Genomic DNA, 18,547 nt, shown 5'->3' with positions numbered 1-18,547 from the left:
TATCCAAGGAGAATGAGCATGGGTACGCAGACGCCTGATTTCGATCTCGATGATGACTGGGAGCCGGAATCCTGGGAAGACGAGCTGGAGGAGCTGGATGACGAGAGCTGGCAGGACTATGACCCTCTCGACGATCAGTGACTCCCTGTAACGCCTGAGGGCGGGCCTGGTGCCCGCCCGATTTTTTGTGTGGCGAGGGGGGCAGCCCTTGGTGAGAACGGGGCGGGCTGGTTAGAATGAACTGCTCAAATGACGCTGTACGAGGCAGGCAGCGGCTCAACAACGATTCCAACGACGCCAAGGATGAATATGCGCTCACTCGTCATCATGTTTTGTGCCGCCCTGCTCGGGGGCTGTGTTTCCAACTCCGACGACCCTTGCGAGAAGGTGTGGAGCGACGTGGGAGAGGCGGACGGCAAGCTCGGTTTTGCTGGCCATCGGGTGGCTTTTCACCAGACCCAGTGCGGGGAAAAAGTGGACGTTGCCCTTTGGGAGCTGGGTCGCCAGAAGGGGCTGGCCTGGTATTGCCGACCCGAGCATCTCTATCTGGCAGGACGGTCGGGAGAGGAGTATCGCGGCGTCTGTCCCAACGACGTGCAGGCCCGTCGCCTGTTTGAACAGGGTCGCCATGGCTGGACTGATCAATAAATCAGCCTTCCTCTCTCTTCTGAAATATTGCGTGAACCTCTTCGTGAGAAGAGGTACCTACCCTTCTTTATGCTTCAGCCGCAGCGGCTGGCACAGGTAATCCTTGTCATTGGCGCTGCGGGCACACTTGCCACACACGAATTTGGGTTTGCGCACAATCTTGCGCAGCGTCTTGAGATCGGCGGGGATCTCGTGACGGCGCCACTCACACAGCGTCTTGTGACCCATGACGTCCTCGACAGTGAATGCAACGGGTGAGAGGGGCAGGACCCCTCCCGGTGTGGTTACTGGTACAGGTATTTGGTGAAGATGAGCTCGCGGACCGCCTTCTTGCCCGTCTCCTTGACCAGCAGTTCGTTGACCTTGGCCTCACACTCCTTGCGCAGCTCTTCCCGGTTCACCAGGGACTTGATCTGTGCGCCCGTCTTGCTGCCAATCAGCCGGATGATGGCGTCGCGGATCAGGGGGTCGTGCTGCTCCAGCAACTTGAGGTCGGCAGCGTCCGTGGCCATCAGCTCTACCGTCACCCGTACATAGCCGAGGGTTTTGCCGTCGCCAAGGTAGTTGGTGATGATGTCCGGATCCAGTGCGTGATAGGCGAATCCCGGCTGGACGGCGGAGGAGGCGGGATCGGTGGCCTCTTCCTCATTGGCGAAGGCCTGTGTATTCAAGAGGGTACACCCCAGGGACAGCAGCAGAATTCTGAAGATCTTCATCTGGATGGCTCGGCAGCGACGGATGCCCCATTTTTGATGCTGCCATCGGGGCCGTCAAGCACGGATGTTCTTACAATTCGCCATTGATTTACGGATAATAAACCGGTTTTTAACCTGACAACGGAAATCTCCGGATGGTGAAGCTGTGAAGTCCGAGTTGACTGTTCCCCTCGTCCAGCTCGTCCCGTGGCGGGCGCCTGCAGAGTGCGAACCGCCCGAGGCGCTGCGTCCCTGGTTGCTGGAGACCGATTCCATGACCCGGCGCCTGCGTCGTTACAATCATCACCTCTCGGTGCAACTGCTCGGCAATCGCGCCGTGTCGCTGACGGTGGACGAGCAGGCGCTGGTGGCGGTGTCGGCCCCCGTGGGCATGTGCCGCGAGGTGATCCTGCACGGTGATGGCGGGCCTGCCATCCTGGGTTGGACCCTGTTTGCCGAAGCGGCCTTGCAGGGGGGCGGTTTGCAGGATCTGGGAGAGCAGCCGCTGGGAGAGCGCATTTTCGGTGAGGCACCGGCGCGGCGGGATCACCTGCAACTGGCCTGTTTCGAGATAGCGAGCAATCCCTGGTGTCCGGCCGCCACCGTCTGGGGGCGTCGTTCCTGCCTGTTTCTGGGGCAATGGCCACTGCTGGTCCATGAACTTTTCCTGCCCTCGCTATCGTCTCATTCGTTGCCATCGGATAAGGAGCTGGAGTGAAGCTGTTAACCAAGGAGCGGGGACTGGCCTATGCGCAGTTGGCCCGCATCGACAAGCCCATCGGTACCCTGCTGCTGCTGTGGCCGACCCTGTGGGCGCTATGTCTGGCGGCTGGTGGCCTGCCTGACCCCTGGATCCTGACCGTGTTCGTGGTGGGCGTTTTTCTGATGCGCTCCGCCGGCTGTGTCATCAATGACTATGCGGATCGCAACTTCGACGGTCATGTGAAACGCACCGCCGGGCGACCGCTGCCCATGGGGCGGGTCGCCGAGCGGGAAGTGCTGGTGCTGTTCGCCGTGCTGGCGCTTCTCTCGTTCGCCCTGGTGCTGACGTTGAACCCACTCACCATCAGCCTGTCCTTTGCCGGTCTGCTGCTGGCGGTCTGCTACCCCTTCATGAAGCGCTTCATCCCCATCCCCCAGCTGGTGCTCGGCATGGCCTTCTCCTGGTCCATTCCCATGGCCTACGCGGCTCAGGCCAATGCCCTGCCGCCGGAAGCCTGGCTGTTGTTTCTTGCCAACCTGCTGTGGACTATCGCTTATGACACCGAGTACGCCATGGTGGACAGGGATGACGACCTCAAGCTCGGCCTGAAATCGAGCGCCATCCTGTTCGGCCGTCACGACAAGCGGATCATCGGCGCGCTGCAACTGGCGACCCTGCTGATCCTGCTGGGGGTCGGGCAGCTGATGGGGTTGGGGTCAGGTTATTACTGGGGACTGCTGGGGGCGGCGGCGCTGTTCGTCTACCAACAGCGACTGATCCGTGAGCGGCAGCGGGAAGCCTGCTTCCAGGCCTTCCTCAACAACAACTACGTGGGGGCGCTGGTGCTGCTCGGGGTGATGGTTCACTACCTCTAACCCGCCCCCTTCCTTGATGAAAAAAGGCCGCATGATGCGGCCTTTTTATTGGGTGTCGACGCCTCAGAGCCGGTTGCCCGCCTGGATGGTGCGGCGGATCTTGTTGCTAAGCAGCGGCACTATGTTGTCGGCCAATGCCTGGAAGCGGCCGAGATCCGGTTTGCAGCCCGGATCCAGATAGCCTTCGCTGCGCAGGGTGTGGATCAGGGTGCTGAACAGCTTCTGGTCGAAGAACTCGGGGGCGTTGATGCCGTGCAGGGTGCCGAGGCGCTCCGCCATCATCAGGCCGTCCGCTTCCAGCTGCTCCGCCTCGATGTGGGGCTGGGCCAGCATGCGGGTCAGCACGATGGCGTAGCGTTGCAGGGTTTCCTGAATGCTTTCGGCCAAGAGCAGCAGGCGCATCTGGTTGCCGGGGTTGACCCAGTAGCCGCCGTCGCGTGCCTCGACCAGTTGCTGGCGTAACAGCTCGGCCAGCAGGGCATCGATCAGTTCAGGCAGCTCCTCCTCTTCATAGCGCAGGAAGAGTTCGGTCTTGAGCAGGGGGTAGATGTCGACACAGCGGGCGACGATCTCGCTGCGGGAGATCCCCTCGCACCGCTCGATCAGAGCCGCCACCAGGGAGGGCATGGCGAACAGGTGCAGTATGTTGTTGCGGTAGTAGGTGAGCAGGATCGCCTGATAGCGGTCCAGGCTGATGATCTGGCCCAACTTGTCCTCGCTCACCTCGAACTTGTTGAGCTCCATCGCCTGCTCCAGCAGGGTCCTGGCGTCCTCGTCCGGCATGGTGCTGTGCGGGCTGTAGGGCACCTGCTTGAGCAGGTCCAGATAGGTGTTGAGCTGGGCCTGGAGTTCGTCCCGGGTCAGGGCGTGGCGCTCGGCGGCCAGCAGGGCCAGGGCACTCAGGGTCAGGCCGTTGACGGCGGCGGCATCGTTGATGCGGGTCATCAGCAGCTCGGCCAATTGGTTGACGGTGGAGGCCATCCATTCGGGACGCTCCTCCTCACCGATGTGATCCTTCCAGCTGGGCACGTGCTCGTTGAGGTAATTGTTGAGGGTCAGCGGCTCACCGAAGTTGACGAAGCCGCGGCCATAGTTGCGCAGCTTGCGCAGGATGCCGAGCACCTGCAGGAAGCTCTCCTTCTCCTTACGGCTCCCCTTGAGTTCGTTGTGGTAGGTGTTCACCTCCATCACGTGCTCGTAGCCGAGGTAGACGGGGACCAGGGTCACCGGCCTGTCCAGCCCGCGCATCATGGCCTGCAGGGTCATCGCCAGCATGCCGGTCTTGGGGGGCAGCAGGCGACCGGTACGCGAACGCCCGCCCTCGGTGAAGAACTCCACCGAGTAGCCCTTGGCAAACAGCAGGTTGAGGTACTCCCGGAATACCGTGCTGTAGAGCGGATTGCCCTTGAAGGTGCGGCGGATGAAGAAGGCGCCGCCGTGGCGGAAGATGGGGCCCGCCGGCCAGAAGTTGAGGTTGATGCCCGCCGCGATGTGGGGCGGCACCATGCCCTGGTGGTAGATGACGTAGGAGAGCAGCAGGTAATCCATGTGGCTGCGATGGCAGGGGACGTAGACGATCTCGTGCCCTTCCTGGGCGAGCTGGCGCACCTGCTCTGCTCCGTTGACCGAGAGGCCGCGATAGAGCTTGTTCCACAGCCAGCCGAGGAAACTCTCCCCGAGGCGGATCAACCGATAGGAGAAATTGGAGGCGATCTCGTCCATGTAGCCGTGGGCACGCTTTTGCGCCTTCTCCAGGCTGATCCCTTCCCGTCTGGCCTCCTCCTCGATGGCCTGCTGGATCACGCTCGAATCCAGCAGTTGCTTGAACAGCAGGTTGCGGTTCGGCAGCTTGGGCCCGGTGGCGGCCAGCTGCTGGCGGCTGAAGTGGGTACGGGCCACCCGCGCCAGCTTGTGGGCGATGGCCTCGTCGGTGCCGTGCTTGTCCGCCATGTAGCGCAGGGAGAGGGGCGGGGAGAAGCGCACCAGGTTCTCGCGCCCTTTCAGGATCACGATCAGCGCCTTCTTCAGGCGGTTTGGCGCCAGGCTGCTGATGATGTTCCAGCCGGAGGCCTCCTCGCCTTCCCGGCCCGGTGCGCGGCCCCAGAACAGGGTGACGGGTACTACCTGGATGTCCAGCGCCGGATCCTGCTTGTGCAGGTCCAGCAACTGGTGGAACTCCTGCAGGAAGGGGAGTGGCTTGTTGCGTGTGCCGAACAGGGGAGGCGGACGATCCAGACAGACGTAGCGTGGCAGCAGTTGACCGTTCAGCTCCAGCGGCGTGAAGGGGCCGGGCAGGCCGAGATCCTCGCAGCACTGTTGCAGGGTCATCAGGTCGGTGATCGAGCTGGTCTTCAGGGCATAGACGATGGGTCTGGCCGGATCCAGCTTGAGCTCGGTGATGGGGTTTTCCGGCAGGCTCTTGTGATTGACCAAGCCGCTGACCGGCCATTGCAGGATGGCTCTGGAAATCTTCTGTCCAAGGGACATGTGCGTCTGCTCTCCAAAAAAATGCGGCGTGAGCATAGCAAATCACCGACTGCTTGTCGCCGAGAGGTACGATGAGTCGGTACTTCAGAGCGGGGGGAGGGGCAAATGTGCGTCGGGTCGCGACAAATGCCAGTTGCGCCTTGCCTTGGCCCCAGCACTGTATATACTGCCAGTGTGCTGTATAAAAAGACAGGTGCCCATGCTATGAAACCCCTTACCCCTCGCCAGGCTGAAGTACTCGAGCTCATCAAGGCGAACATGAACGAGACCGGCATGCCGCCGACTCGCGCCGAGATTGCCCAGAAGCTTGGCTTCAAGTCGGCCAACGCGGCCGAAGAACATCTGAAGGCCCTGGCCAAAAAAGGGGTCATCGAGATCATGCCGGGCACGTCCCGCGGCATTCGTCTACTGCTCGAAGAAGAGGACGTGCAGCCTGAAGAAAACGGCCTGCCACTGATCGGCAAGGTGGCGGCCGGGGAACCCATCCTGGCTCAGGAACACATCGAGAGCCACTACCAGGTGGATCCCGCCCTGTTCCACCCGCGGGCAGACTTCCTGCTGCGGGTGCAGGGCATGAGCATGAAGAACATCGGCATCATGGACGGGGACCTGCTGGCGGTACACAAGACCCAGGAGGTACGCAACGGCCAGGTCGTTGTGGCACGGCTCGACGAGGACGTCACCGTCAAGCGCTTCCAGCGCAAGGGCAGCCAGGTGTGGCTGCTGCCGGAAAACGAAGAGCTCTCCCCCATCGAGGTGGATCTCGCCAGTCAGCACCTCACCATAGAGGGCCTGGCGGTCGGCGTGATCCGCAACGCCGACTGGATGTAAGCATCCGATGCGATGAAGAGGCCTCCTGCGGGAGGCCTCTTCATTTTCATCTGCCGATGGCATCTCCCTCCCCACCTTTTCGCTTCTCCTTCCTGTGCACATAGTCTCGCCGCACGACATGCATTTCGGATATATCCTTTGATAAGGCCCCTGTCATGGTCGGTGATCAGGGAAGGGGGAGTCGCACCGGGCAGTACGCCATGGCAGGGATGCATGATCGCCGGGTCGGTGCGCAGAAGGGAGAGTCACCTCAGACTGGGGACTCGTACAGTCAGTACGCTGCCGTGGTTGGTTCGTCGTTGGGGACAAAGAGACCCGTCAGCGTGACCTGTTGAGCAAGGAGGACAGGTATGGCTTCAAGCTCGCCGTGGGATCCGGTGCCGGCCGCAGCGCCCGCATCTTCCATCACCCGATTCATCAAGGGCAGTCGGATGACATGGTTCTATGCGCTCTGGGTCTATCACAAGGGAGATGGTTGGACCATCTGGCTTGGGTGCCCCAAAGACAAGATTGTCCGCCTGGTTCGTCTGTTTCGCCGTCATCACGACATCGGATTGCCGGATGAGCCCTGGACTGCCCCCGTCATCCCGCTGCGCGTCCCCCTGAGACGTGCCCAGCCGCAGCACAGGCTGCGGCCCTGATCCCTCTCCTGTACAAACAAGAGCCCCGCCAGAGCGGGGCTCTTGTTTTGGCGCCGATGCGGCTTATCCATGGCACAGACGCTTTCCCGCCGGGATGCAAGACTAGCCATCGGCGGGGGCAGGCGGGTTACAATGACCCCTACCGGTTTTGCCCCCCTGGGCTTCTAACATAAGCAAGGCTTTGTTTTATATGGTTAAACCACGCTTTTACCTGCTGCTGTTGCTGTTCATCGGCGCCATTGCGGCGGCTTATTACTGGAGTCAGCCCGCGGTGCCGGAACAGGCCGATTACTACCCGGCGGGGCGAGACATCAACCCGTTTACCCTCACGGATGCGGATGCACAGCCCTTTACCCCTGCCAACCTGACGGGACACTGGAGCTTTTTGTTCATCGGCTACACCTACTGCCCGGATGTCTGTCCGACCACGCTGGCGGATCTGCGCAGCGTCTATCCGGCGTTGAAGAAGATAGCCCCCACTAGCCAGGTGGTATTCATCTCGGCGGATCCCCAGCGGGATGACAGCGCCCGCCTGAAGAGCTATACCGCCTTCTTCGAGCCCGAGTTCAAGGCGGCGACAGCACCTCACAGTGCCCTCTTTCCTCTGGTCCGCAATCTGGGGCTGGTCTATTCCATCGTGGAAGGGGATCGCAAGGACTACCTGATCGACCACTCCGCCTCCATCGTGCTGATCAACCCCGAGGGGAAGCTGGTGGCCACCTTCCGACCCAAAGTGGCACCGGGTGAGGTGCCCCACGTGGACATGCAGACCATGGTGGCCGACTTCGCGCGCATCGTGCGGCTGGCTGGCGAGTGATCCCGGCGCGCACCATGCTGATTCCCGCCTGGTTGAAGGATCCTCGCCGCCACCGAGCCGTCTTCGCCCTGGCCCTGCCCATGGTGTTCTCCAACGTCACCACGCCCTTGCTGGGGTTGGTGGACACCTGGGTGATCGGTCATCTTGGCCAGGCCTGGTTTCTCGGCGGCGTGTCGGTCGGTGCGACCTTCATCAATCTGCTGTTCTGGCTGCTTGGCTTCCTGCGCATGTCCACCACAGGGCTGACTGCCCAGGCTCAGGGTGCAGCCCATGCCGAAGGGCAGCTCGACACCCTGGCGCGGGCCCTGGGCTTGGCGATCGGACTGGGCATGGCGCTGTTGCTCCTGTTGCTGCCGTTCCTGCCTGCCATCATCGCCCTCGGCGGCGGCTCTTCCGAGGTACAGACCTATGCCGGTCAATATGTGTCGGTGCGGGTCTGGAGCGCCCCGGCGGCCTTGTGCAATCTGGTCATCATGGGGTGGTTGCTGGGCATGCAGGATGCACGCAGCCCCATGCTGCTGCTGATCCTGGGCAATCTCGTCAACATGGTGCTGGATGCCTGGTTCGTGCTGGGATTGGGCTGGCAGGTGAAAGGGGTGGCCGCAGCTTCCCTGCTGGCGGATTACAGCACGCTCGGGGTGGGGGTCTGGCTGGTGAGCCGGCATCTGCGCCGACTTGATCCCGGGGTGTGGCACAACGCCTGGCAGCGCTGGCGCCAGTGGCCGGCCCTGCTGCGGCTGCTCGCCCTGAACCGGGATATTTTCATCCGCTCCCTCTGCCTGCAACTCTGCTTCGTGTTCATGACTCTGCAGGGGGCCAGGCTGGGGGATGTGGCGGTGGCCGCCAATGCGGTGCTGCTCAATTTCCTGATGCTGATTTCCTACGGGCTGGATGGATTTGCCTATGCGGTGGAAGCCATGGTAGGGCGCGCCATCGGGCGGCGCGATCGGCCGCTGCTGCGGGAGGCCATCGTCCTCAATCTGGGCTGGGCGCTGCTGATCTCCCTGGCATTCACCCTCTCGTTTGCCCTGGGGGGCCACTGGCTCATCCGCCACATTACCGACATACCGGCGGTGATCGCCGAGGCGCAACGTCAGCTCCCCTGGCTGGTGGCCATGCCGCTGCTGGCGGTCTGGTGCTTCCTGCTGGACGGGGTCTTTATCGGCGCCACCCGGGCCCGGGAAATGCGCAACAGCATGCTGGTGGCGGTGTTTGCCGGCTTCTTTCCCATCTGGTGGCTCTGCCAGGGATGGGGTGTGGCGGCCCTGTGGGCCGCCATGAGTGCCCTGATGGCCGGTCGTGGCCTGACGCTGGGCTGGCTCTGCTGGCGACTGGAGCGTGATGGACGGCTGCTGGCGGGGCAGGGGACGGCGCAGTCAGTCTGAATCCTGGCCGCCTTGCCAATATCGTCAGCGGTCAGAGCGAGCCTGAATAGTCGAACTGTCGCCAGCTCTCGTAGACGAACACCGCGACGGCGTTGGCCAGATTCATGCTGCGGCTCTGGGGCAGCATGGGAATGCGCAGCCGCTGCTCGAATGGCAGGCTCTCGATGATCTCCATGGGCAGGCCTCGGCTCTCGGGCCCGAACAGCAGGGCGTCACCGGGGGCAAACCGGGCCGCCGAGTGGGCGGTGCGTCCCTTGGTGGTGCAGGCAAAGACCCGTTGGGGGGCGACGGCCGCCAGAAACGCCTCATAGTCAGGCCAGCGCTTGATGTCGGCAAACTCGTGATAGTCGAGCCCGGCCCGCTTGACCCGTTTGTCATCCCACTCGAACCCCAGAGGCTCTATCAGGTGCAACCGGTAGCCGGTATTGGCGCAGAGGCGAATGATGTTGCCGGTGTTGGGGGGGATTTCCGGTTGGTAGAGCACGATATCGAGCATGGAAGGATCCTGGGCTGGTGCGAAACGGGCGCCAGCATACCCAGCACCCGTGCCGATGAAAAGGGGGAGGTCAGGGCATGGGCAGACGGATGGTGATGACCAGTCCGGTCGGCTGATTGCTGCTGGCCCGGATGGTCCCCCCATGACGCTGGATCGCCTCGGCGGCGATGGCAAGGCCGAGACCAGTGCCCCCGGTCTTGGCGTTGCGGGCATCGTCCACCCGAAAGAAGGGCAGGAACAACCGGGGCTGCTGCTCCACCGGCACGCCAGGGCCGTCATCCCGTATGGTCATCACCCATTCCCGTCCCTCCCGGTACCAGTCCACCTTGATGAACTCGCGGGCATACTTGAGGGCGTTGCGCAGGGGATTTTCCAGGGCGCGGGCCAACAGTTCTGGCCACATGGTGAGGGATTCGGCGGGCAGGGAAGGGAGTCTGAGCTGTTTGCCGTTCTGGTTTGCCTCGAACATGGCATCGTCCAGGATGGGCTCCAGCAGCTCCGCCAGGGGCAGCGTCACCGGCGCCTCCACATGTTGCTGCACCCGCGACAGATCCAGCAGATCCCCTATCAGCTTGTCGAGCCGGGCTATCTCCCCTTCGATGCGCGCCAGCTCGGCGCTGTCCCCCTGCTTGCGGCGGATCAGCGCCTGTGCGAGCTGGATGCGGGTCAGGGGGCTGCGCAGCTCGTGGGAGATGTCGGAGAGCAACTGCTTCTGCTTCTGGATCATGTCCTTGAGGGTATCGACCATGCGACTGACATGTTCGGCCAGCTGGCCTATCTCGTCGCGCCGCCCCAGGTTGGGGATCTGTATTTCCAGGTTGCCCTGGGCGAGTTGGGAGACCGACTGCTGCAACTGCAGTATGGGGCGGGTCAGGCGCCAGGCGAGCAACAGACAGAGCGGGGTGCTGACCAGCATGGCGATGCCCAGGATCTGGATGGGGTGATCCAGGATCTGGATGAAGAGGAACAGGTAGGAGTTTTCGACATTCAGACCGAAATAGACGTGATAGGTCTGGCCGTGATGGACCATCTGGAAGGGGCCGGCGATGGCGCGCTGGTGTTCGCTGCCCAGCATGGGCTTGGCCGGGTTGTCCGAGTCGAGCATGAAACGGATCACGAACTTGCTCAGCCGGGTGCTGGACTGCATCTGCCCCTTGGCATCGCGTAGATAGATGTTGTCCACCGGCAAGAGGCCCGCGGCATCGATGGCCTTGGCCAGATCGAAATCCTGCTCGGGATCCGCGCCCCGTTGCAGCGCCGCCAGGTTGTTGTTGAGACGGGTGATCTCGTGGGCCGGCAGCGGGATGATGTTGCGGGGGTCCAGGGTGGGGAGGATTACCACCGCGGCCACGACCAGCAGCAGGATGAACCAGAACCAGAGGAAGATCTGGGTGGAAAGACCGTTGAAGGTGCGGGCCGATTTCATGCCTGCTCCAGCCACAGGTAGCCTCGTCCCCGCACCGTCTTGAAGCGGGGCTGGCCGTCGGCCCGCTCCGGCAGCTTCTTGCGCAGGTTGCTCAGGTGCATGTCGATGGCCCGATCGAAAGGTTCGAGCTTCTTGCCCAGCACCTGCTCGGAGAGCAGGCCCTTGCTGACGATCTGGCCCGGATTGCGCAGCAGGCACTCCAGCAGGCCGAACTCGGTGGCGGTGAGTTCCAGCAACTGATCGTCGCAGCGAGCCTGTTGCAGGCCGGGCTGCAGCACCAGATCCATGAAGCGCACCTCTTCCGAGCTGCCGCCGCGCTGGGGAGCCTGGCTCTGGGTTCGACGCAGGATGGCGCGCACCCGGGCCAGCAGTTCCCTGTCGTCGAACGGCTTGGCGAGATAGTCGTCGGCACCGGCCTCCAGCCCGTTGACCCGATCCTGGCTGTCGCCACGGGCGGTCAGCATCAACACCGGGGTGTCGTGGGTCTTGCGCAGCCGGGTCAGCATCGCGAAACCGTTGAGTCTGGGCATCATGACGTCCAGCAGCACCAGGTCGAATGCCTGTTCTGCCAGTCGCTGCAATCCCTCTTCCCCATCCTCGGCGACGGTGACCTCAAACCCCTCCAGGGTCAGGATTTCGGTGAGCAGCTGGGTCAGCTCGAGATCGTCGTCGACCAGGAGTATTTTGTTCATCTGGGAGTCACTCTGTTGATTTTGCACGCCAAACTGACGTCCGGGTCAGGGTATAATAAGTTTTTACGCGTCGGAGGAAAGCCGGTTTTGAGCCACCAACACTATTCCCGCTGGGTCACCCTGGCCAGCATGGCCGCTGTGACCACCGCCACCCTGCTCATCCTGGGCAAACTGATCGCCTGGCTGATGACGGATTCATCCAGCCTGCTGGCATCCCTGACCGATTCCTTCATGGACATCAGCGCCTCTCTCATCAATCTGCTGGCCATCCGTTATGCGCTGGCCCCTGCCGACGAAGAGCATCGCTTCGGCCACGGCAAGGCGGAGTCCCTGGCGGGTCTGGTGCAGTCGGCCTTCATCTCGGGGTCCGCCCTGCTGCTGGTGATGCACGGCATCTCGTCGATGCTGAATCAGGTGCCCGTGGTGCGCCTGGAGGCGGGGATCTGGGTCAGCGTCGGCTCCATCGTGCTGACTCTGCTGCTGGTGAGCTTCCAGAGCTTTGTCATCCGCAAGACCAACAGTGTGGCCATCAAGGCCGACATGCTGCACTACCGTTCCGACCTACTGCTCAATGGCGGCGTGCTGGTGGCACTGGTGCTGGCGGGGCAGGGGTGGTACTGGGCCGACGGCCTGTTTGCCATTCTGATCGGTCTGTTCCTGGTGTGGGGGGCTGTCCATATCGGCTACGAATCGGTGCAGGCCCTGCTCGATCGTCAGTTGCCAGAGGAGGAACAAGCGAGAATAATGGCCCTCTGCTGCGCCGTAGAGGGGGTGCATGGCGTACATGACCTGCGTACCCGCCAATCCGGGCCGACCCGTTTCGTGCAGTTGCATCTGGAACTCGATGATCAACTGCCTCTGGTCAGGGCCCATCAGATAGCCGACGAGGCTGAACTGGCCGTCCGCCAGGCCTTCGAGCGGATGGATGTGATCATTCACATGGACCCCATCTCGGTGCTGACAAAAGAACGACAAAGCACTCACCCTGAACAACAGTAGGCTGCAACATGGATGATCTGGTTGCCAGAACCTGGCAAAAAATTCAGCAGGAAGCGCAGAGCATGGCGGCCCAGGAGCCCATGCTGGCCAGCTTCTTTCATTCCACCATTCTCAATCACCGGGATTTGCGCTCGGCGCTGAGCTTCCAGCTCGCCAACAAGCTCGACAGCACCACCATGCCTGCCATCGCCTTGCGGGAAGTGATCGAGCTGGCCCTGCGCAGCGAGCCCGAGCTGCTGGCCGCAGTGGCCGCCGACATCTGCGCGGTGCAGGATCGCGACCCGGCGGTCGACCTCTTCTCCACCCCGCTGCTCTACCTCAAGGGATTCCATGCTCTTCAGGGGTATCGGGTGGCCAACTGGCTGTGGCGTCAGGGACGCCGTGCCCTGGCGCTCTATCTGCAAAACCAGATCTCCGTGGTGTTCGGCGTGGATGTACACCCGGCCGCCCGCATCGGCAAGGGCATTATGTTTGACCATGCCACCGGTATCGTGGTCGGCGAAACCGCCGTCATCGAGAACGACGTCTCCATCCTGCAGAGTGTGACTCTGGGGGGGACCGGCAAGGAGAGTGGTGATCGTCACCCCAAAATCCGGGAAGGGGTGATGATAGGGGCGGGGGCCAAGGTGCTCGGCAACATCGAGGTGGGCGTCGGCGCCAAGATCGGTGCCGGCAGCGTGGTGATCAACCCGGTGCCGCCTCACACCACGGTCGCTGGCGTGCCTGCCAGGATTGTGGGCCGCCCCGAGTGCGACAAACCTTCCCTGGACATGGATCAGTGCCTCTGATCCCCTGACCGAGGCCGTTGTATGGTCAAGCGCTGGTCAGGCTTTCTGATCCTGGGGATGTGGCTGCTCAACCTGCTGCACCTTTATCTGGACTTCTCCCCCTGGCCCGCCGCCATCGCGGCCTGGGCCGCTTCCCTGCTCACCTGGCCCTGGCTGGTGGGTGCCGCACGGCGCCAGGCGCTGGCCCTCTACGGCGCGGCGCTCCTGCTGCTGCTCTTTTCCTGGTGGCGGGGGGCCAGCCTCAGCCCAGGTGACTGGCTCTTGCCGAACATCAACATGCTGACCATGTTTGCCGCAGTGAGCACCCTCAATCTGGCTACCTCCGGCCTCTTGACCGGCACCGCCTCCTGGTCCGGTCGCAAGGGGCTGTGGAGCACCATGGCCAGCCTCAATCTGCTGGGGGCCGTCATCAATCTTTCGGTGCTCTTCATCATCGGCGATCGGCTGGAGCGCAACGGGACGCTGGAGCGGCGTCAGGTCATGGTGCTGAGCCGGATCTTCTGTGCGGCTGCATTTTGGTCCCCCTTCTTCGTCGCCATGGCAGTGGCCCTCACCTATGCACCGGGTCTGCAATTGGGCAGCATACTGCCTTTTGGCATACTGGCGGCCTTGCTGGCCATGGGGCTGACGGCCTGGCAGGTAGAGCGGCTCGGCGTGGAGACCTTTGAAGGTTATCCGCTGCGGCTCCAGACCTTGGGGCTACCGGTGACCCTGGCACTGCTGGTGCTGGTGATCCACCGTTTCTGGCCCGGACTCAGCATTTTGGCGGTGATCGCCCTGGTGGCGCCCTTGCTGGCCTTGCTGTTCATGCCGCAAGCGGGGCGAGGGGCTGCTCTCAAGCGCCAGGTGGTGGAGCGCTTCCCGGCCATCGGTGGCCAGCTTGTGCTGTTTCTGGGGGCCGGCCTGCTGGCGGCTGGCATCAACAGCGCGCTGTCAGTACTGGACTTTGGCAGTGGCCACGGCCTGCCGCTGTTCAACCACTTCGGCTGGCTGGAAGCCTGTCTGACCCTGCTGCTGATCTTCCTGGTGGCCATAGTGGGCGTGCATCCTCTCATCAGCATCTCGGGGGTGGCGCCGCTGCTCTGGCCGCTGGCACCGGATCCCAGCCTGCTTGGCATGTGCTTCCTCATGGGGTGGGGGCTGGCGACCGGGACGAGCCCGCTCTCCGGCTCCAATCTGGCGCTGGCGTCCCGCTACAACCTGAGCGCCGGGCTGCTGCTGCGCTGGAACCTGCTCTACGGCCTGTTGATGTACGCCGTGGCCTGTCTGATGATGGGGGGCTTCATCGCCTTGCATGGCTGATGGCGGCATCGGCAGGAGGGCGGGTTGTGCCACGGCGGACGCCCGGGATCGAGGTTCCTGCTGCCTGCGAGAAAAACCGACGCATATTTAAGCAATACCGGGCCGCAGGGCGCATTTTGCAACGTGCTGGCTTGTTTGTGCCGAGCGCATCAGGGTATGCTGGCTCCACGCGCTTGAATCGCCCTCTGTGGGGCATCGCAATTGAACATACAGGTATGCATATGTCACTAGAAGTCCTTGAGCAACTCGAATCCAAAGTACAATCCGCCGTCGACAACATCTCCTTGCTGAAGATGGAGCTGGACGAGCTGAAAGAGCAGAACAGCAAGCTGCAAGACGAAAACCACCAACTGCGCAACGAGCACGTTGCCTGGCAAGAGCGTCTGCGTGCCCTGCTGGGCAAGATGGACCAGATGGGCGATGCCATCTGATCTCGTCTAGACTGACCGGAATGAAAGCGGGCCGCTCCTTGAGCGGCCCGCTTGTTTTGGTCTGCCGGGCAATCAGAGTGCCAGCAGCTGTTTGACGGTCTTCTCGATGCCGTCCGCCGCCTCCACAATATTGTTGGCCAGCATGTAGGCAGGGGTGGAGATGACCTTGCGCTCCTGATCCACCACGAATTCGCTCACCGGGCAGTCGAGATGACTGCCACCCATGGCTTCGATGGCGTTGGCGGCGCCCTCGTCGTTGCCAATGGTGGCCAGGGTGCCTGCCCCATAGATGAGCGGGATCATGGCCGGTGCGATACAGATGTAGGCGGCCGGTTTGCCTGCTCTGGCAAAGCTCTGGCAGGCCTTCAGCACATCCGGCTGGATGCGGCATTCTGCGCCCTTGATGGCGAAGTCACACAGGTTCTTGGCGGCGCCGAAGCCGCCCGGCACCAGCAGGGCGTCGAAGTCAGCTGCATCCAGTTCAGCCACATCCCTGATCTGGCCGCGGCAGATGCGGGCCGCCTCGACCAGCACGTTGCGGCTCTCTCCCTCGTTGACCTCGCCGGTCAGGTGATTGATGACATGAAGCTGAGGGACATTGGGGGCGAAGCATTGAACGGATGCTCCCTGACGGGCCAGCGCCAGCAGGCTGATGACGGCCTCGTGGATTTCGGCGCCGTCAAACACGCCACAACCACTCAAGATCACGGCCACTTTTTTCATGACAGACTCCTCGTTGTTGAAAATGTGAGCCAGGGTAGATTGTTGTACTTTTGTATGGTTATCGTTCGACCTCCGCTGGTCAAGTCATCTCCCTGTGCTAGGATTGTTTCGTTTTGGATCCTGCCTCAGTACCCCCCTTGAATTTTTTTCCACATTGATCGAGATCATGATGAGTGTGTCATGTTGAGTTTTCATGTTCTCAACACAATGTTTTAAAATATATTTTTTGTTTTAATCCACAGCTTTGTCACGGCAGTGATGCAATGGTGCCATTTTTGAGCACAGAGTTATCCACAGCAATATGCCCCACCGGTGCGCCGGGGTGATGGTGGGAGTCCCCTTGGTGTGGTGCGGGCCCTGTGGCATCCTAGCGGCTGTTTATTCTTGGCAGGACGATTTTCATGGCCTCTAGCAATCCTCTTATTCTGGTCGACGGCTCTTCATATCTTTACCGCGCCTTCTTTGCCTCGCAGCAGGCCGATCTGCGCACCTCGACCGGCTTGCCGAGCGGCGCCGTCCGTGTCATGGCCAACATGATGCGCAGCCTTCGCAAGCAGTACCCTGACTGCCACGTGGCCGTGGTGTTCGACGCCAAGGGCAAGACCTTCCGTGACGACATCTATCCCGAATACAAGGCAACACGCGCCAGCATGCCGGACGATCTGCGCAGCCAGGTCGCCCCTATTCACCAGATGATCAAGGCAATGGGTTTCCCCTTCCTGATGGTCGAAGGGGTGGAGGCTGACGACGTGATCGGCACCCTGGCCCGTCAGGCGACCGAGAAACAGCTGCCTGTGCTCATCAGCACCGGCGACAAGGACATGGCGCAGCTGGTCTCCGACCATGTCACCCTGATCGACACCATGAAAGATGTGAAGACCGATCGGGAAGGGGTGATCGAGAAGTTCGGCGTACCGCCCGAGCTCATCATCGACTACCTGGCGCTGATGGGGGACAAGGTGGACAACATTCCCGGCATGACCGGCGTCGGCGAGAAGACCGCGCTGGCCCTGCTGCAGGGGATCGGCAGCATCGACGAGATCGCCGCCAACCTCGACAAGGTGGCTACGCTCGGCTTCCGTGGCTCCAAGGCGTTCGCCGACAAGTTCCGCGAGCAGGAAGAGCAGGTGCGCCTCTCCTACGTGCTGGCCACCATCAAGACCGATGTGGCGCTGGAGCAGAGCCTGGAAGAGCTGCAGCTCGGCCCCATCGACAAGGAGGCTCTGCTGGCGGTCTATCGCGAGTACGAGCTGCGCAACCTGATCAAAGAGTTGGAGTCCGGCGGCGCCGAGGAGAGCGAAGCAGAAGGTGATGAGGAAGGCGCCGCCCCGGCAGCCGCCATCGAAACCGACTATCGCTGCATTCTGGATGAGGCCGAATTCGACGAGTGGCTGGCACGGTTGCAGGCGGCGCCGCTGTTTGCCTTCGACACCGAGACCACCAGTCTCGACTATATGGAAGCGCGCGTCGTTGGCGTCTCCTTTGCTATCGAACCGGGCAAGGCGGCCTACGTGCCCTTCGGCCACGACTATCTGGGGGCGCCGGTGCAGCTGACCGAGGCCGTGGTACTCGGCAAGCTCAAACCGCTGCTGGAAGATCCGGCCCGTCTCAAGGTGGGGCAGAACCTCAAGTACGACCGCAATGTGCTGCTCAACCACGGCATCGAGCTGCAGGGTATCGCCTACGACACCATGCTCGAATCCTATGTGCTCAACTCTACCGCCAGCCGCCACGACATGGATTCCCTGGCCCGCAGGTATCTGAACGTCGAGACCATCTCGTTCGAGGACATTGCCGGCAAGGGGGTCAAGCAGCTCACCTTCAACCAGATCGAACTGGAGCAGGCGGCTCCTTACGCGGCGGAAGATGCCGACATCACCCTGCGTCTGCATCAGGCGCTGTGGGGCAAGCTCTCTGCCGAGCCGGGACTTGCCAAGGTATTCAGAGAGATCGAATTGCCGCTGCTGCCGGTTCTGGCGCGGATGGAGCGACTCGGTACCACCATCGAGCCCAAGCTGCTGCATCAGCAGAGCCAGGAGATCGAAGTGCGTCTGGCAGAGCTGGAGAAGCAGGCCCACGAGCTGGCCGGGCAGGAGTTCAATCTCTCCTCGCCCAAGCAGCTGGGTGAAATCCTCTTCACCAAGCTGGGGCTGCCTATCATCAAAAAGACCCCCAAGGGAGCGCCATCCACTGCGGAAGAGGTGCTGGCCGAGCTGGCGGAGACCTATGAGCTGCCGCAACTGCTGATGGAGCACCGTGGGCTGGCCAAGCTCAAGTCCACCTACACCGACAAGCTGCCGCTGATGATCAAGCCGCAGACCGGGCGGGTGCACACCTCCTATCATCAGGCGGTGGCGGCGACCGGTCGGCTCTCGTCCACCGATCCCAACCTGCAGAACATTCCGGTACGCAACGAACAGGGGCGCCGCATTCGGCAGGCCTTCATTCCGTGCGCCGGTTACAAGCTGGTGGCGGCGGACTACTCCCAGATCGAGCTGCGCATCATGGCCCACCTCTCCGGTGACAAGGGGTTGCTGACCGCCTTCGCCGAGGGCAAGGACATCCACAAGGCGACCGCCGCCGAGGTGTTCGGGGTCGCGCTCGATGC

Annotated in this window: 20 protein-coding genes (1 of these 20 cut by a window edge); 13 read left to right on the top strand and 7 right to left on the bottom strand. The window is 62.3% G+C overall.

Annotated elements, in window-relative coordinates:
• Positions 1-18 precede the first annotated feature (18 nt).
• Both C2U37_RS25240 and C2U37_RS06890 read left to right on the top strand, forming a co-directional pair.
• Entirely contained in the window at positions 19-141 is a 123-nt protein-coding gene (locus C2U37_RS25240; protein WP_010672437.1) for a hypothetical protein, read from the top strand.
• A 162-nt stretch (positions 142-303) separates the two neighbouring features.
• Positions 304-648: a DUF2799 domain-containing protein gene (locus C2U37_RS06890; RefSeq protein ID WP_103858494.1), complete on the top strand. Its 345-nt coding sequence runs from the start codon at positions 304-306 to the stop codon at positions 646-648.
• 57 nt (positions 649-705) lie between these two features.
• Here the strand turns inward: C2U37_RS06890 and C2U37_RS06885 are convergent, their stop codons facing one another.
• Both C2U37_RS06885 and C2U37_RS06880 read right to left on the bottom strand, forming a co-directional pair.
• Positions 706-876 (bottom strand): hypothetical protein, encoded by a 171-nt coding sequence (locus C2U37_RS06885; RefSeq protein ID WP_010672439.1) that lies wholly within the window; start codon positions 874-876, stop codon positions 706-708.
• A 56-nt stretch (positions 877-932) separates the two neighbouring features.
• Complete coding sequence (locus C2U37_RS06880) at positions 933-1,364, bottom strand: flagellar basal body-associated FliL family protein (protein ID WP_010672440.1); 432 nt, start codon at positions 1,362-1,364, stop codon at positions 933-935.
• A 145-nt stretch (positions 1,365-1,509) separates the two neighbouring features.
• Here C2U37_RS06880 and C2U37_RS06875 point away from each other — a divergent pair, with 145 nt between their 5' ends.
• Together C2U37_RS06875 and ubiA are read left to right on the top strand one after the other, a co-directional pair.
• The gene (locus tag C2U37_RS06875; RefSeq protein WP_103858481.1) at positions 1,510-2,061 is read left to right on the top strand and encodes a chorismate--pyruvate lyase family protein; all 552 of its coding nucleotides are present in this window, start codon (positions 1,510-1,512) and stop codon (positions 2,059-2,061) included.
• On the top strand, positions 2,058-2,921 hold the full coding sequence (gene ubiA / locus C2U37_RS06870; protein ID WP_010672442.1) for a 4-hydroxybenzoate octaprenyltransferase: 864 nt from the start codon (positions 2,058-2,060) through the stop codon (positions 2,919-2,921). Before C2U37_RS06875 ends, ubiA begins: the two co-directional genes overlap by 4 nt.
• A 63-nt stretch (positions 2,922-2,984) precedes the next feature.
• Here ubiA and plsB read toward each other — a convergent pair whose 3' ends face one another.
• Positions 2,985-5,408 (bottom strand): glycerol-3-phosphate 1-O-acyltransferase PlsB, encoded by a 2,424-nt coding sequence (plsB, locus tag C2U37_RS06865; protein WP_103858480.1) that lies wholly within the window; start codon positions 5,406-5,408, stop codon positions 2,985-2,987.
• Positions 5,409-5,612: 204 nt separating this feature from the next.
• Between plsB and lexA the strand changes: the two genes are divergently transcribed.
• The 4 genes from lexA to C2U37_RS06845 all read left to right on the top strand — a co-directional run bounded on the left by lexA (position 5,613) and on the right by C2U37_RS06845 (position 9,082).
• The gene (gene lexA / locus C2U37_RS06860) at positions 5,613-6,239 is read left to right on the top strand and encodes a transcriptional repressor LexA (protein ID WP_010672444.1); all 627 of its coding nucleotides are present in this window, start codon (positions 5,613-5,615) and stop codon (positions 6,237-6,239) included.
• 350 nt (positions 6,240-6,589) lie between these two features.
• Positions 6,590-6,880: a hypothetical protein gene (locus tag C2U37_RS06855; protein ID WP_010672445.1), complete on the top strand. Its 291-nt coding sequence runs from the start codon at positions 6,590-6,592 to the stop codon at positions 6,878-6,880.
• 190 nt (positions 6,881-7,070) lie between these two features.
• The gene (locus tag C2U37_RS06850) at positions 7,071-7,697 is read left to right on the top strand and encodes an SCO family protein (RefSeq protein ID WP_103858479.1); all 627 of its coding nucleotides are present in this window, start codon (positions 7,071-7,073) and stop codon (positions 7,695-7,697) included.
• A 14-nt stretch (positions 7,698-7,711) separates the two neighbouring features.
• On the top strand, positions 7,712-9,082 hold the full coding sequence (locus C2U37_RS06845; protein ID WP_103858493.1) for an MATE family efflux transporter: 1,371 nt from the start codon (positions 7,712-7,714) through the stop codon (positions 9,080-9,082).
• A gap of 31 nt (positions 9,083-9,113) precedes the next feature.
• On the opposite strand, the gene trmL is transcribed toward C2U37_RS06845, so the two are convergent.
• The 3 genes from trmL to C2U37_RS06830 all read right to left on the bottom strand — a co-directional run bounded on the left by trmL (position 9,114) and on the right by C2U37_RS06830 (position 11,696).
• A complete protein-coding gene (gene trmL, locus C2U37_RS06840) occupies positions 9,114-9,578 on the bottom strand; it encodes a tRNA (uridine(34)/cytosine(34)/5-carboxymethylaminomethyluridine(34)-2'-O)-methyltransferase TrmL (RefSeq protein ID WP_010672448.1) in 465 nt (154 codons plus the stop codon).
• Positions 9,579-9,648: 70 nt separating this feature from the next.
• Positions 9,649-11,004 carry an ATP-binding protein gene (locus tag C2U37_RS06835; protein WP_039041147.1) on the bottom strand — a complete coding sequence of 452 codons (1,356 nt, stop codon included), beginning with the start codon at positions 11,002-11,004 and terminating at the stop codon, positions 9,649-9,651.
• Positions 11,001-11,696 (bottom strand): response regulator, encoded by a 696-nt coding sequence (locus C2U37_RS06830; protein ID WP_010672450.1) that lies wholly within the window; start codon positions 11,694-11,696, stop codon positions 11,001-11,003. The genes C2U37_RS06835 and C2U37_RS06830 overlap by 4 nt, the downstream gene beginning before the upstream one ends.
• 87 nt (positions 11,697-11,783) lie before the next feature.
• On the opposite strand from C2U37_RS06830, the gene fieF reads away from it, so the two are divergent.
• The 4 genes from fieF to C2U37_RS24845 all read left to right on the top strand — a co-directional run bounded on the left by fieF (position 11,784) and on the right by C2U37_RS24845 (position 15,216).
• Positions 11,784-12,695: a cation efflux pump FieF gene (gene fieF / locus C2U37_RS06825; protein ID WP_010672451.1), complete on the top strand. Its 912-nt coding sequence runs from the start codon at positions 11,784-11,786 to the stop codon at positions 12,693-12,695.
• An 8-nt stretch (positions 12,696-12,703) separates the two neighbouring features.
• Entirely contained in the window at positions 12,704-13,483 is a 780-nt protein-coding gene (cysE, locus tag C2U37_RS06820) for a serine O-acetyltransferase (RefSeq protein WP_010672452.1), read from the top strand.
• Positions 13,484-13,504: 21 nt separating this feature from the next.
• On the top strand, positions 13,505-14,785 hold the full coding sequence (locus tag C2U37_RS06815; protein WP_010672453.1) for a hypothetical protein: 1,281 nt from the start codon (positions 13,505-13,507) through the stop codon (positions 14,783-14,785).
• A gap of 221 nt (positions 14,786-15,006) precedes the next feature.
• Positions 15,007-15,216 (top strand): cell division protein ZapB, encoded by a 210-nt coding sequence (locus tag C2U37_RS24845; RefSeq protein ID WP_010672454.1) that lies wholly within the window; start codon positions 15,007-15,009, stop codon positions 15,214-15,216.
• Between the two features lie 72 nt (positions 15,217-15,288).
• Here C2U37_RS24845 and elbB read toward each other — a convergent pair whose 3' ends face one another.
• Positions 15,289-15,939, bottom strand: a complete 651-nt coding sequence (gene elbB / locus C2U37_RS06805; RefSeq protein WP_048209468.1) for an isoprenoid biosynthesis glyoxalase ElbB — start codon at positions 15,937-15,939, stop codon at positions 15,289-15,291.
• 401 nt (positions 15,940-16,340) lie between these two features.
• On the opposite strand from elbB, the gene polA reads away from it, so the two are divergent.
• Positions 16,341-18,547 carry the 5' portion of a DNA polymerase I gene (gene polA, locus C2U37_RS06800; RefSeq protein ID WP_103858478.1) on the top strand. It continues 547 nt past the right edge of the window, so the window shows 2,207 of its 2,754 coding nt (coding positions 1-2,207); the start codon lies at positions 16,341-16,343; its stop codon lies beyond the right edge, outside the window.

It is taken from the genome of Aeromonas sp. ASNIH1, assembly GCF_002934285.1.
GTDB classification, from domain to species: domain Bacteria; phylum Pseudomonadota; class Gammaproteobacteria; order Enterobacterales; family Aeromonadaceae; genus Aeromonas; species Aeromonas caviae.
The sequence above is the reverse complement of the archived record's forward strand: the minus strand, read 5'-3'. Positions and strand labels throughout refer to the sequence as shown.